Source organism: Paenibacillus sp. FSL R7-0345 (genome assembly GCF_038595055.1).
Taxonomy (GTDB): Bacteria; Bacillota; Bacilli; order Paenibacillales; family Paenibacillaceae; genus Paenibacillus_AQ.
In genome coordinates this window covers 557412-569398 of record NZ_CP152002.1, presented here as the reverse complement: position 1 = coordinate 569398, position 11987 = coordinate 557412, and the positions used below count along the sequence as shown (strand labels likewise).

13 protein-coding genes are annotated in these 11987 nt (G+C 53.9%); 4 read left to right on the top strand and 9 right to left on the bottom strand.

The window, feature by feature from the left end:
* Window positions 1–11: 11 nt before the first annotated feature.
* The gene (locus NST84_RS02455) at window positions 12–407 is read right to left on the bottom strand and encodes a GntR family transcriptional regulator (RefSeq protein ID WP_342564085.1); all 396 of its coding nucleotides are present in this window, start codon (window positions 405–407) and stop codon (window positions 12–14) included.
* 16 nt (window positions 408–423) lie between these two features.
* On the bottom strand, window positions 424–1152 hold the full coding sequence (locus NST84_RS02450) for a hypothetical protein (protein WP_342564084.1): 729 nt from the start codon (window positions 1150–1152) through the stop codon (window positions 424–426).
* A gap of 270 nt (window positions 1153–1422) precedes the next feature.
* Here NST84_RS02450 and NST84_RS02445 point away from each other — a divergent pair, with 270 nt between their 5' ends.
* Window positions 1423–2205 (top strand): MBL fold metallo-hydrolase, encoded by a 783-nt coding sequence (locus NST84_RS02445; RefSeq protein WP_342564083.1) that lies wholly within the window; start codon window positions 1423–1425, stop codon window positions 2203–2205.
* A 752-nt stretch (window positions 2206–2957) separates the two neighbouring features.
* Here the strand turns inward: NST84_RS02445 and NST84_RS02440 are convergent.
* The 7 genes from NST84_RS02440 to NST84_RS02410 form a co-directional block, all read right to left on the bottom strand.
* Complete coding sequence (locus tag NST84_RS02440; RefSeq protein ID WP_342564082.1) at window positions 2958–3422, bottom strand: DUF420 domain-containing protein; 465 nt, start codon at window positions 3420–3422, stop codon at window positions 2958–2960.
* 25 nt (window positions 3423–3447) lie between these two features.
* Window positions 3448–4368, bottom strand: coding sequence for a cytochrome c oxidase assembly factor CtaG (gene ctaG / locus NST84_RS02435; protein WP_342564081.1), 921 nt, complete (start codon window positions 4366–4368; stop codon window positions 3448–3450).
* Between the two features lie 128 nt (window positions 4369–4496).
* On the bottom strand, window positions 4497–4823 hold the full coding sequence (locus NST84_RS02430) for a cytochrome C oxidase subunit IV family protein (protein ID WP_342564080.1): 327 nt from the start codon (window positions 4821–4823) through the stop codon (window positions 4497–4499).
* A gap of 3 nt (window positions 4824–4826) precedes the next feature.
* A complete protein-coding gene (locus NST84_RS02425) occupies window positions 4827–5453 on the bottom strand; it encodes a cytochrome (ubi)quinol oxidase subunit III (protein ID WP_342564079.1) in 627 nt (208 codons plus the stop codon).
* 6 nt (window positions 5454–5459) lie between these two features.
* Window positions 5460–7298 (bottom strand): cytochrome c oxidase subunit I, encoded by a 1839-nt coding sequence (ctaD, locus tag NST84_RS02420; RefSeq protein WP_342566331.1) that lies wholly within the window; start codon window positions 7296–7298, stop codon window positions 5460–5462.
* A gap of 129 nt (window positions 7299–7427) precedes the next feature.
* Window positions 7428–8474 carry a cytochrome c oxidase subunit II gene (gene coxB / locus NST84_RS02415; RefSeq protein ID WP_342564078.1) on the bottom strand — a complete coding sequence of 349 codons (1047 nt, stop codon included), beginning with the start codon at window positions 8472–8474 and terminating at the stop codon, window positions 7428–7430.
* A 399-nt stretch (window positions 8475–8873) separates the two neighbouring features.
* On the bottom strand, window positions 8874–9062 hold the full coding sequence (locus NST84_RS02410) for a hypothetical protein (RefSeq protein WP_039869425.1): 189 nt from the start codon (window positions 9060–9062) through the stop codon (window positions 8874–8876).
* 448 nt (window positions 9063–9510) lie between these two features.
* On the opposite strand from NST84_RS02410, the gene NST84_RS02405 reads away from it, so the two are divergent.
* The 3 genes from NST84_RS02405 (at window position 9511) to NST84_RS02395 (ending at window position 11978) form a co-directional block, all read left to right on the top strand.
* Window positions 9511–10530, top strand: coding sequence for a serine hydrolase (locus tag NST84_RS02405; RefSeq protein WP_342564077.1), 1020 nt, complete (start codon window positions 9511–9513; stop codon window positions 10528–10530).
* Between the two features lie 61 nt (window positions 10531–10591).
* Complete coding sequence (locus tag NST84_RS02400; RefSeq protein ID WP_342564076.1) at window positions 10592–10930, top strand: hypothetical protein; 339 nt, start codon at window positions 10592–10594, stop codon at window positions 10928–10930.
* Between the two features lie 106 nt (window positions 10931–11036).
* Window positions 11037–11978: a diacylglycerol kinase family protein gene (locus tag NST84_RS02395; protein WP_342564075.1), complete on the top strand. Its 942-nt coding sequence runs from the start codon at window positions 11037–11039 to the stop codon at window positions 11976–11978.
* Window positions 11979–11987 lie beyond the last annotated feature (9 nt).

Below are 11987 nucleotides of genomic sequence, written 5' to 3'. Positions count from 1 at the left end.
GCCCCCACCCTTCATGACTTTATGTTATATTTGCTCGCTACAATCTCCGTGAACATCCGGGCCAGCTCCTCTGCACTGCATTGTACAGATAATCCAACGTCGACGGCGCCTTCAAGCGCTTTGCGGATCGCTTCCTGTTTGTATTCCTCCATTGCGCCTGCTCCGACATGAGAAACGAAGGTTCCTGTTCCCTGTCTGGTCCGCAGCAGCCCCTCATTCTCCAGATCCTGATAGACCCGGCGGACTGTAATGACACTGCATTTCAGCTCACCGGCGAATTCACGGATGGAAGGCAGCAGCGTTCCTTCTGTGATGCTGCCGCTGATGATCAATGACCGCAGCTGCGTCTCTATCTGAGAGTAGAGCGGTTCGGCGCTGTTTTCGTTGATTTGAATAGGTATCCACATCCTTACCCCCGCCCTCTCATACGAGATCGCGGCTTTTAAGCCGGTGAATCGTCCATGCAGAGAACAGCTGGACCGACAGGATTCCCAGCAGCAGCATTCCCCACATCAGCGGAGAGAGCAGCCCCCACTCTTTAGAACAGCTGATACTGTACAGCATCAGGTTTCCGCCAGCCAGCCAAGTCAGTACTGCCGTTCCGATGTAGATGAACGTAAAGAGCATCACGTAGAGAAAGTAGGCTTTGCCGCTGGCCATAAACTCGATGAAAATGTAAAGCCCTGAAACGATCATCCCCACCCCGATCCAGGTTAGCGTGAACACCAGGTAATCCGGAAGCGGCAGCTCATGCCGCAGGTTACTGCTGACCGCATAGATGAGACCGAAAAAAATCAATCCGTTCAGCCCGGTGGAAAAGACTGCATCCAGCTTTCTTTTGCAAAGAATCACGGCAGCCGGAATGGGCAAGGTGCGCATATAGGCCAGCATCCGGGTATAAGAATCTTCTGTCAGGTACTTCATCGTCCGCCTGGAAAAGGTGAATCCGAGCATCGGAATGACTGTCATGAACATAATGTCAGCCAGTATCTTCCCGTCACCGTTATCCAGCGTATCCTGAATAATCATGCTGGACAGCGTGCCCATGTAACCCATGAACAGCAAAGCCCACAGCAGCGACCATAATAACTTCAGCCTGTCACCATTGAAGTCACTTCTTACAATGATCAATGCCTGTTTAAAAGTTGTCATTTTGCTTTAACCTCGCTTTAGTTCAGCAGATATACGCTACAGTGCATCAGGCAGATCACCCGGAACACTTTAAAAGCTTGGTGTGCTCTGTGTAATTAATGTGCTCACTGTGATTACTGTGTGCTTAGTGTGTATATCTATATACACAGTATATGCCCTGTATTTTCCATCGTCAATAGGTTTTTAAGAAAATCTTGGGATTTTTTACTGCCGGCAGGTATGTTACTGTGGGGGTATGGGTTGGAACAGGCTTTTTAAAGGGAGGATAATATGATGAATACTCCGTGGTTTACGGTGCAGCGGATGGATGAATACACCTTTGCCATCAGTGAATACGGGCATTGGGAGAAGGTTCATTCTTTCCTCCTGCTCGGGCGGCAAAAGGCTGCCCTGATTGACACGGGACTCGGTATTGCTAATATCCGGGATGTAACCAGCAAGCTGACCACTCTCCCGGTTTCTGTGCTCACTACTCATGTCCACACCGATCATATCGGGGGGCATGGACTATTCAGTGACATTCATGTGCATGAGGGTGATTCGAACTGGCTGATCCATGGGATTCAGGGCTTATTAATTGAGCGGATTAGAGCAGATCTTGTGCGGGACCTGAGTCTGCCGCTGCCGCCGGGCTTTGATGTGTCTGCTTATACGCCTTATTGCGGCAAGCCAGCCGGACTGCTCTGTGATGGCCAGATCATTGATCTGGGCGGGAGAAAGCTGGAGGTGTTCCATACACCGGGGCATTCACCGGGACATGTGTGCTTTTTCGAGGAGGCTTCCGGTTATCTGTTTACAGGGGACCTGTTGTATGACGAGACGCCAGTCTATGCCTTTTATCCGTCGACAAGTCCTTCTGATCTGGTTCGTTCGTGGCAGCGGATTGCGGAAATACCTGGTGTCACCAGGATCTACGGCTCGCATAATACACTGGGTTTAGACCCGGAGCTTCTGGGAGAGGTGCAGCGGGCGGTTAAGGTGCTGCGGGAGAAGAATCTGGTGTCGTTCGGCACGGGGATTCATTATTTTAACGGGTTCAGTGTGCGGTTCTAAGCGGGTTTAAAAAGGGTCGGAATTTTGTGTTGGCGGATGTAGCTATGTTAACGGGCACTGGCTGGCGGGACTGCTAGGGTGGCGGATATGATACTTGAGAATATGGTTTAAAGGAGACATGCAGGTTCTGGGGTTTCTGGGGTTTGTAGCGTTGATAGCTTATGTGGCAGACTAGATATTGTTGCTCGTAGGCTGGAGTGTTTGTTAGCTCTGAAAGTAAACTAATACTTCTTTGTATTTTCGATTTTCAACGACTCGTTTAATTTGTATGCACCCACTTACCACCGGACCAGCCTCAATAGAGCACCACTAGTGGGACTTTTCCCTCTATTTTGCTCTTTTCTCCCTCAAATGAGCATCATTAAGGGGATTTTTCCCTCTGATCCGTCCTTTTCAACCCCCAACCAGCATCATTAAGGGGATTTTTCCCTCTAATCCGTCCTTTTTAACCCCCAACGAGCACCATCAAAGGGATTTTTCCCTCTAATCTGTCCTTTTCAACCCCCAACGAGCACCATCAAAGGGATTTTTCCCTTTAATCCATCCAACCGCCTGCCCGTAGACGGAAGCCGGAGGCTTTTCGGCCTCCATGTATCGTTCCAGTCCACGAGTCGGACATTATTACCGGGACATCTGGTTGTTTTAATCCACTTTTATTCCCTCCACCCTCCTCCGCACAAAAAAGCCCGCACACCAGCCCATTCCTTGCGGAATAAACGGTGCGCAGGCCGATTCGCCTTACATTTAACATTTTAGAAGCCCCAGATAGCATCCCAGACCGGCTTGGTGTGGCCGCCCGGATAGAATATGTAGAGCAGCACGTATACCGCAACTCCCGTGATAGCAGTAACGAACCAGGTCACAGCCGTGATTCTGCCCAGCTTGCGGTGCTTCGCGTACTTGCCCTGGAAGCCCCAGACGAGTGTCGTGATCCCGAACACCGCCGCTACAGTCGCCAGTACGATATGGAAGATCAAAAAGATGTGATACAGCGTCGACAGATTGTCCGGTCCGCCCCACGATGTATTTCCTACAAATACTGTTCTTGACATGTACACAATGAAAAACAGAGTAGCTGCCACGGCGGCGGCGATCATTGTCTTCTTGTGCGCTTCACGTTTGCCAATGATAATCTGTCTCCAGCCGATAGCTACCAGCACCGCACTGATTACGATGAACGATGTGCTGATCGTTGGAAACACTGTAAAGATATCCATGCTTATCCTCCTCGGTGCTTACCAGCTATACCCGGGTCAACACGCCATCTCCCAGCTCTCCGGATGGTCCGGAAAGGCCGGGGTCGTCTTGCCCGTTCTCTTTTTTATACCAATGATAGAACACATAAGCAAGCATCGAGGCAAAAATAAATTCCTGGATGAACTTCATCACGATTCCGCCGACCTGCTGATCCACCTTAGGTGACAGCCCCCCAAAGAAGGCCGGACCGCCAAAAGCCTGCAGCAGCGCCGCCGGATCACCGGACACACAATAGCCCATCGCCCGCGCCCACACAGCCGGATCACTATAGGTCGCATAGAGCGGAGTACTTGCAAAAATAATCAGCCCGCAGGCCGGTGTCAGCAGCACCATATTCAGAAAAATAAAACCGATTTTGACGGGCCCGCCGGCCCGCCGGCTCTCCGGCAGCGGATTGATCAGTGTCCACCACATCAGCGCCGATGTCACAAAGAGTGCGCCATAATACAGCCGGTGCACCGCGAAATGCAGCATCACATAATCGTGAATGACCGGGATATGATACAACGAGAACAGTCCGTTGAACAGCAGCGCCGCCACCACCGGATGAGCCAGAAAGGAGAGCTTCCGCAGCGGATTAATCTTTACCAGAGCACGCCACCACCATTCTGGTATACCCAGCATCATCAGCGGCACCGCGATCAGATAAGACATAGCCATACTGACCATGTGAAAAGAAAACAGGATGTGCCCCAGCAGGCTGACCGGACCGCCCTGGGCCAGATAAAGCACCAGCAGGCCGCCCAGAAACAGCACCCTTTGCCTGAGCGGAACCTCTGCCGAGCCGGGGAACCGCGGCGCCAGCGGCCCGATCAGCACCAGATACCCCGCGGCCAGCAGCAGCGTTCCCGCCAGCAGCAGCGGGCTCCACAGTTCGGCGAAGCTAAAATATTGCAAGCCAAGCATCGGACAGCCCTCCTTTGACAGACTTATTATTGGACTTTATTTGTCTTTGACCACGGATACTGCGGACGCTCCCGCAACCCCGGACAGCAAAAAGAGGCATCAGCTCCCGCCGGCCTCCCGCTTCCTTTTTAATCCCACCAGACCCAGTAAAGAGCCATAATAATACAGGTTCCGGCGATAAAAAAACCGCCCAGCATGAAAATAATCGGCAGCAGATGCCCTTTGTCCTTCAGATGCATCCAGAAGCCCATCTGCAGCACCACCTGCAGCGCAGCCATTACCAGCAGCAGAATGACAGCAAAGGTGGCGTTAACCCCTCCGGCGGCCACAGCCGCGAAGGCTAGCAGTGTCAGGACCAGTGAGAAAACAAACACCACGATATGCCGCTGCGGCCCTTCGTGCCGGTGGCGGCGCTTCATACCACCGTTCTCCTGTGAATGCTGTTCCGTCACCATGGCTCAGCCCACCTTTCCAAGCAGGTATACAACTGTGAAGATAAACACCCAAACGACATCGATGAAATGCCAGTACATGGCCGACACATAGATTTTGGGCGCAGTCACTACAGTCAGTCCCTTGCGGGCGAGCTGCCCGATCAGGATGGCAATCCACAGAATCCCGAACGCAACGTGTGCGCCGTGAAAGCCGACCAGTGTATAAAAGGCCGAACTGAACGCGCTTGTTGTCATCCCGAACTCCTCGTGCCTTACATATACGCTGAACTCATAGATTTCAAGGGCAAGAAATGCCGCACCGAGCACTACCGTAATAATCAGCCAGTTTCGCAGCTCAGCCGGCTTGTTGCGGTGCATCGCCTGAATCGCGAATACACTGGTCAGGCTGCTGGCCAGCAGCAAAAATGTCGCTGCCGCCACCAGCGGCAGATGGAACAGCTCAGCCGCGGAGGGGCCGTCGTTCGTCGAGTTGCGCAGCGCCAGAAAGGTGGCGAACAGCGTCCCGAAAAGCACTGCCTCTCCGCCGAGGAACAGCCAGAAGGCCAGCACTTTGTTGCGGCCTTCCAGTGTCGCTTTTTCCGGCTCGTGCGGGAGGGTGCTTTTTCCAGCTTCAGCATGTACAGTCGTCATCCCTGCTCACCTTCCTTCCAGCTCTTCAGGCTCAATATGCCAGCCGTGGTCGTCAAACAGCGACCGCATCAGCATGGACCCGAAGGTTATAACCAATCCAAGAGCGGTAACGATATAGTTGTTGAACAGGAAGCTCAGCACATCGCTGCCGAACGTATCACGGCTGAACATGAAGCCGAGCCCGGCGATAAAAATGCCCACCGACATCAGGAACGGCAGAATCGTCGCTGACGGCATATGGATGGAACCGACCGGCTCGGAGGGAGTCATGCTTTTGTGTCCGGCGAGCTTTTCCTTCCAGAAGGCATCAATTCCGCGCACCAGCGGTGTCTGCTTAAAGTTGTACTCCGGCGGCGGCGAAGGAATCGTCCACTCCAGCGTCCGCCCGTCTTCCCACGGATCATCTGCAGCATCAGCAGGCTTACGGGATGTGATAAAAATATTCCACAGGAAGATCAGCATCCCCACCCCCATCAGCCCGGCTCCAATTGTACTGACCAGATTCAGCGTATCGAACTGCTGGTTCGGCAGGTACGTAAATACGCGGCGCTGCATTCCCATCAATCCCAGAAAATGCTGTACGAAGAAGGTCAGATGGAAGCCGATAATAAAGGTCCAGAAGGTCCATTTCCCTAAGGTTTCACTTAGCATCCGCCCGAACATTTTAGGCCACCAGTAGTGCAGACCGGAGAACAATCCCAGCACCAGACCGCCGACAATCACATAGTGGAAATGGGCTACAACAAAATAAGTGTCATGAAACTGGAAATCCGCCGGAGCCGAAGCCAGCATAACCCCGGTTACCCCGCCCATCGTGAACGTTGGTATGAAGCCTACCGCAAACAGATTCGGAGTCGTAAAACGCACCTGCCCGCCCCACATCGTGAACAGCCAGTTGAAGATTTTGATCCCGGTCGGAACAGCAATCAGCATCGTGGATACGGAAAAGAGTGCATTTGCCACCGGACCAAGGCCGGTTGTAAACATATGATGCGCCCAGACCATGAAGCCCAGGAAAGCAATCAGAATGGTCGCGAACACCATTGAGCTGTAGCCGAATAATCTTTTGCGGGAAAAGGTTGGAATGACCTCTGAAATGATACCGAACGCCGGCAGGATGAGAATGTATACTTCGGGATGGCCAAAAATCCAGAAAATATGCTGCCACAGCACCGGATTGCCGCCCGTCAGAGGATTGAAGAAATTAGCTTCAAGAATCCGGTCAAAGGTGAGTAGTACAAGCCCTACAGTTATAGCGGGAAAAGCGAACAGAATAATAGCGGAGGTGATAAAGGTAGTCCAGGCGAACATCGGCATCCGCATATAAGACATTCCCGGTGCGCGCATCGTGATGATCGTAGCCAGGAAGTTAATGCCGCCAATCAGCGTGCCCAGCCCGGCAATCTGCAGGCCGATCGTATAAAAGTCCACCCCGTGGGTGGCGCTGTAGGTTGTACTGGATAATGGAGTGTAAGAGGTCCAGCCGGCATCCGGGGCACCGCCCATAACCCAGCTGAGGTTGAGCAGCAGACCGCCGAACAGGAACGTCCAGAAGCCGAGCGCATTCAGAAAAGGAAAGGCAACGTCGCGCGCGCCGATCTGCAGCGGAATGACCGCATTCATCAGCGCGAAGATGACAGGCATGACCCCGAGAAAAATCATCGTCGTCCCGTGCATTGTAATCAGTTCATTAAACGTCTGGGCATCCAGAAAGGTGTTCATCGGCTTGATCAGCTGGATACGGATGAGGATCGCCTCAAGCCCGCCGATTCCGAAAAAGAAGCCTCCGGCCCACAGGTAGAGGATGGCGATTTTTTTGTGATCAACGGTGGTAATCCAGTCCATCAGCCCGGTGTAACGTTTGACACTATGACCGGCCTCCGGCGGCCGGGCGGGATTCAGGGATTGCGCTGTTTGAGCCAAGGTTCGTACCCCCTTTTCAAATATGCTGCTTCCTCTATTCTCAACCTGGCTCTAGTCCAGCGTATATCCGGCCAGATATTCGGCGATTCCGTCGATCTCCTCATCGGTCAGGCCCAGATCTTTTTTGGGATCAGGCATGTAGTTGCCCGGCTTGACGCTCTGCGGATCATGCAGCCAGGTTTTGAGGTTATCCAGGATCGGAGCCCCATCCACGCCTGTGTCATCATTCAGCAGAATGCCAGCAACCGATTCACGGGAGCCGATTCCGGCCAGGCTCGGCCCGCTGCCCATGGTTCCATCACCGATCGCGTGGCAGCTGAGGCAGGCCGATTTGAATGTCTCGGCAAGCTGCGGATCTTCCGGCAGCACAGCCGGAGCCTTCATTGAGGCAAGCCACTGCTCAAACTCCGCTTCACTGACCGACTTGACCTTAAACTCCATGAACCCGTGGGAGGGTCCGCACAGCTCCGCGCATTTGCCGCGGTAAACGCCTTCATTTGGCGCACTGAAGCTGAAGCGGTTCACCGTACCGTCAGGGTTGGTATCCATTTTGCCGGCCAGGGATGGAACCCAGAAGGAGTGCAGCACATCCGCAGTACTCAGCTCAAAAGCAATATCCTTGCCGGCGGGGATCACCAGATCCTGCGCCGTTTTTACACCGTAATCGGTATATTCGAATTCCCACCAGTACTGGTGTCCGGTTACTTTGACTTTGACTGCATTTTTATCGTTCGAATGATCATTGCCGGCGGCAAATACCGCCTTGACTGTAGGCACAGCCAGAATAACAACCAGAATAAGAGGAATGACCGTCCAGATGACCTCGAGCTTGAAGTTACCCTCCACCTGCTCGGGGATTTCACGCTGGCCCGGCTTTCGGCGGAACCGGATCAGCACATAGGCCGCAATAGAATAAACGATCAGCAGTACGACAATCATAATCGTAATCGCCAGCTTCATCAGATCAAACGAGCTTTCAGCTGCAGGTCCCTGCGGTCTCAGCACCGACAGGTCCTCCCGTCCGCAGCCGGCCAGAAGTAATCCAAGCGCTGCAGTCATGGGAAGAAGCCGCTTTCCGGCCTGCCACGTTTTCATCATTGATCAACCCCGCTTTTCCCGATTTCGTAGATTAGAGGATTTTCCTGTCAATTATAACAATCACTATTAATATAAGTTTGAGGGGGGTTTTTGTCAATCGTTCACAGCAAATTCACAAACACTTTTTTATTGTCGGAAAAGCCTGTCATTACGGTATTTTGTAACGCTTACATTTTTGAAGCAAATAGAGTATAATACTAGGAAAGCGCATACAAATTTTGATTGGAAGCATGATCCACTTGACTAAACTCAAAACGCGTGAACACAGCAACTCCAGCAAACAAGCAAAAAAAACCGTATCCAGCGGTAAAGAGCAGCCGGGCACGGTTTATGAGAATCCTCATGGATGTGATTGCAAAACACATGTAATCAATTCAGGACACTATCCTTGTGTGTAAATCAGGAGACCGATGAGTTAATCCTGCCCATCTCATGCTCCACGACCATAGTCAGCTCTTCTTCATAGCCTCCTGTGATCCGATACTTCCGGACGTACTCCTTTACAAATTTCTTGGGATCTTTGGGCCGGAAAATGCGTGTCATTTCCCTAAGACTTTCCTTGACTTCGTTATGACCTTTACTTGCCATGATCAGTTCCCTCCCAAAACATTGAAAATGAATGCTCCGTTGAGAATGCATGATGAAAAGTCCGCCGTAACCTCGAAATGCAAGATAAGAACCGTAACACATACGTAGCTTGCATTATCCGCCTAGACTGCCTTTCCAGAGTACTGGAGGCCCGCCTTGCCGGTGAAGCAGGTTCGTCGTGATTTGGGCTGAGAGTAAGATATCATAAGATACAGACATCTTGACACTTTACTTACCCGAAGAGCCACTTGCTGAATCACTCCTTTCGGGCCTTATCGTCTTATTGTATCATATTCAAGGCCAAGTTCCACCTTTCCTTGTAAAATATGCGTATGGAATTTTGTGAAAATTTATGTCTCCCACAGCAGGTGAGATAGGGTGCTTTTGGTTAAAATACACTATCTGCATCAAAAAAAAACTTGCTGCGCGTATGCTGAAAGGGGACGTTATGGACAACCGGCTTTCCTTGCTAAGCTCACCTTATAATAAAGCGCCCATGATAGCGAAGGCTGGACCGGAGGAGACCGGAACCGGCTGCCTTCAGCTGGAGCAGGCGCATGAGACGATACTCAAGGCGTTTCCCAAAATGCATAGTATGCTCGTCGTGCGCCACGGGAAACTGATATTTGAACGGTATTACGGAAATCATCATGCCGGCATGCTGAGTGACCTGCGTTCCGCTACCAAAAGCTTCGTGTCCCTGCTCACCGGCATCGCCATCGGCAGAGGTGAGATTTCCGGAACAGGCCTGCCTGTTGCTGATACACTCCGGCACTGCCTTTCTGTCCGTTCAGATCCGCAGCTTATCCAGCTGACACTGCGTCATTTGTTGACGATGACCTCAGGGTTCCGCTGGATTACCGGCAACAAGCTCGGTGAGCCGCTCGTCCGCAATCTGCAGCGCAGCCGCCGCTGGGTGCCCTATATATTAAATCTGCCCGTAGATGCCGCAAAAATCGGCTGTTTCCAGTACCGCAGCAGCGACTCCCATCTGCTCTCCGCCATCCTCAGCGAATGCACAGGGCAGGATGCCTTCAGCTATGCGAAGGAGCATCTTTTCGGTCCGCTTGACATCACACATGCAGCCTGGCTTCCCAGCCCCGAAGGACACAGTATGGGCCACATCGGGCTGTATCTCACCTCCCGGGATTTGGCCAAGCTCGGTATCTGTCTGCTCAGCGGCGGCAGCTACGGCGGGCGGCAGATCATCCCGCAGAGCTGGCTGGAGGAGTCTTTTCAGCCCCAGACGGACGGCTATCCGGCATACGGGAACTATGGCTACCAGTTCTGGAACGGGCGCATAAGCAGCCAGCCCTACCGGCTTGCCCACGGCCACGGTGGTCAGCAGCTCTGGCTGCTGCCGGAGCTGGATGCTGCAGTTGTCTTTACTGCCGAGAGTGCAGTCAGCCGGTGGAAGAATCCGCGCCGGCTGATTGAGCAGCATATTATTCCGGCGATGAATCCCTGAAGCCTGCTTCACATACTTTGTACGTGCAAATCATACGCTCCTATTAAGGAGAGTGAGCGCTATGTCCCCTTTCAAATCGTCCACCGGACTGCCCGAAAATATCGCTGCTGCCGTCTGTTACTTCTTCCCTTTTGTCGGACCGGTTGTGTTCCTGGCGCTGGAGAAGCGCAGCCGCTTCGTGCTCTTCCATGCGCTGCAGTCGCTGATCGCCTTCGGCGTGCTGATGGTCGCCCATGTCCTCAGCGGATTTATTCCGCTGATCGGCGGTTTTGTGGGAGCGATCCTCTCGCTGCTGTCTTTCTCCGTCTGGCTGCTGATGCTCTTTCATTCCCTGGGCGGCAGGTGGTATAAGCTTCCCTGGGCAGGTGACCTTGCGGAGAGCCAGCTCCGCCAGCTGTAACCGTGTGCTCCCGCCTCCAGGCAGCGTATTCGTGATTCCCTTTTGCCGGTCTACTCCGTACAATGGAATCAGGATATACAGCAATCTGCAGGCTGGAGGAGCATTCATGTACTTAATGATTATAAATCCCCGTTCCGGCGGCGGTGCCGGGCAGCGGACCTGGCAGACCGTCGAAGCTACGCTAAAGGCGCGTGGTATTGCTTATGAGGCGCTTTTTACCCAAAGCGCCAGTCAGGCTGAGGAGCAGGTGCTTCGGGCACTCGCACGCCGTGAGGACTGGCGGGCCGCCATCCTGATCGGCGGCGACGGCACGATCCACAGTGTGCTCGGCGCACTGCGGCGCCGGAGCGTCCCGCTGGCGGTAATCCCCGCCGGCTCGGGCAATGACACGGCGCGCGGGTTCGGCATCCCGCTGGCAACGGAGGCCGCGCTGGACGCCGCGCTGCAGGACCGCTGTCTGGAGGCGGATCTGCTCAGCGGCACGGGCGGCCTGACGCTGACCGCCGTGGCCAGCGGCTTTGATGCCCAGGTCGCCGTGAACGTGAACAACAGCCGCTACAAGCGGCTGTGCAACGCCATCGGCGCCGGGCAGCTGGCTTATATCATCGGCATTTTGCATACGCTGATTACCTTTAAGCCCTGCCGCGTGAGCGTGACCCTCGACGGCAAAGAGCAGGCTTTTGACCAGGCCTGGCTCGTCTCGGTCTGCAACCTGCCAAGCTATGGCGGCGGGCTGCTGATCTGCCCGCAGGCGGAGACGGGCGACGGCCGGCTCGATGTCTGCGTCGTGCACGGGTGCAGCCGCATGCAGGTGCTGCGGCTGTTCCCGACGCTGCTGAAGGGCACGCATGTGGCGCTGCCCTTCGTGACGATGCTGCGCGGCCGCAGCGTAGCGGTCCGCTTCGCGCAGCCGCGGCACGCTATCGGCGACGGCGAGCCGCTGGGCACTGCGCCGCTGGCCGTGCGCTGCGAGCCCGGAGCGCTTCGCGTGCTGACACCGCTGGCCGCTGCGGCGCAGGGCGGCGGCTCCTGCCAGGCTAGCGGCTGATCAACTAAG

What these genes read in the sequence shown, in the direction of transcription:
- NST84_RS02455 (WP_342564085.1), bottom strand. Translation starts at nt 407, where the DNA reads ATGTGGATACCTATTCAAATCAACGAAAACAGCGCCGAACCGCTCTAC.
- NST84_RS02430 (WP_342564080.1), bottom strand. Translation starts at nt 4,823, where the DNA reads ATGGTGACGGAACAGCATTCACAGGAGAACGGTGGTATGAAGCGCCGC.
- NST84_RS02405 (WP_342564077.1), top strand. Translation starts at nt 9,511, where the DNA reads ATGGACAACCGGCTTTCCTTGCTAAGCTCACCTTATAATAAAGCGCCC.
- NST84_RS02440 (WP_342564082.1), bottom strand. Translation starts at nt 3,422, where the DNA reads ATGGATATCTTTACAGTGTTTCCAACGATCAGCACATCGTTCATCGTA.
- NST84_RS02425 (WP_342564079.1), bottom strand. Translation starts at nt 5,453, where the DNA reads ATGACGACTGTACATGCTGAAGCTGGAAAAAGCACCCTCCCGCACGAG.
- NST84_RS02450 (WP_342564084.1), bottom strand. Translation starts at nt 1,152, where the DNA reads ATGACAACTTTTAAACAGGCATTGATCATTGTAAGAAGTGACTTCAAT.
- NST84_RS02395 (WP_342564075.1), top strand. Translation starts at nt 11,037, where the DNA reads ATGTACTTAATGATTATAAATCCCCGTTCCGGCGGCGGTGCCGGGCAG.
- ctaD (WP_342566331.1), bottom strand. Translation starts at nt 7,298, where the DNA reads ATGGACTGGATTACCACCGTTGATCACAAAAAAATCGCCATCCTCTAC.
- ctaG (WP_342564081.1), bottom strand. Translation starts at nt 4,368, where the DNA reads ATGCTTGGCTTGCAATATTTTAGCTTCGCCGAACTGTGGAGCCCGCTG.
- NST84_RS02400 (WP_342564076.1), top strand. Translation starts at nt 10,592, where the DNA reads ATGTCCCCTTTCAAATCGTCCACCGGACTGCCCGAAAATATCGCTGCT.
- NST84_RS02410 (WP_039869425.1), bottom strand. Translation starts at nt 9,062, where the DNA reads ATGGCAAGTAAAGGTCATAACGAAGTCAAGGAAAGTCTTAGGGAAATG.
- NST84_RS02445 (WP_342564083.1), top strand. Translation starts at nt 1,423, where the DNA reads ATGATGAATACTCCGTGGTTTACGGTGCAGCGGATGGATGAATACACC.
- coxB (WP_342564078.1), bottom strand. Translation starts at nt 8,474, where the DNA reads ATGATGAAAACGTGGCAGGCCGGAAAGCGGCTTCTTCCCATGACTGCA.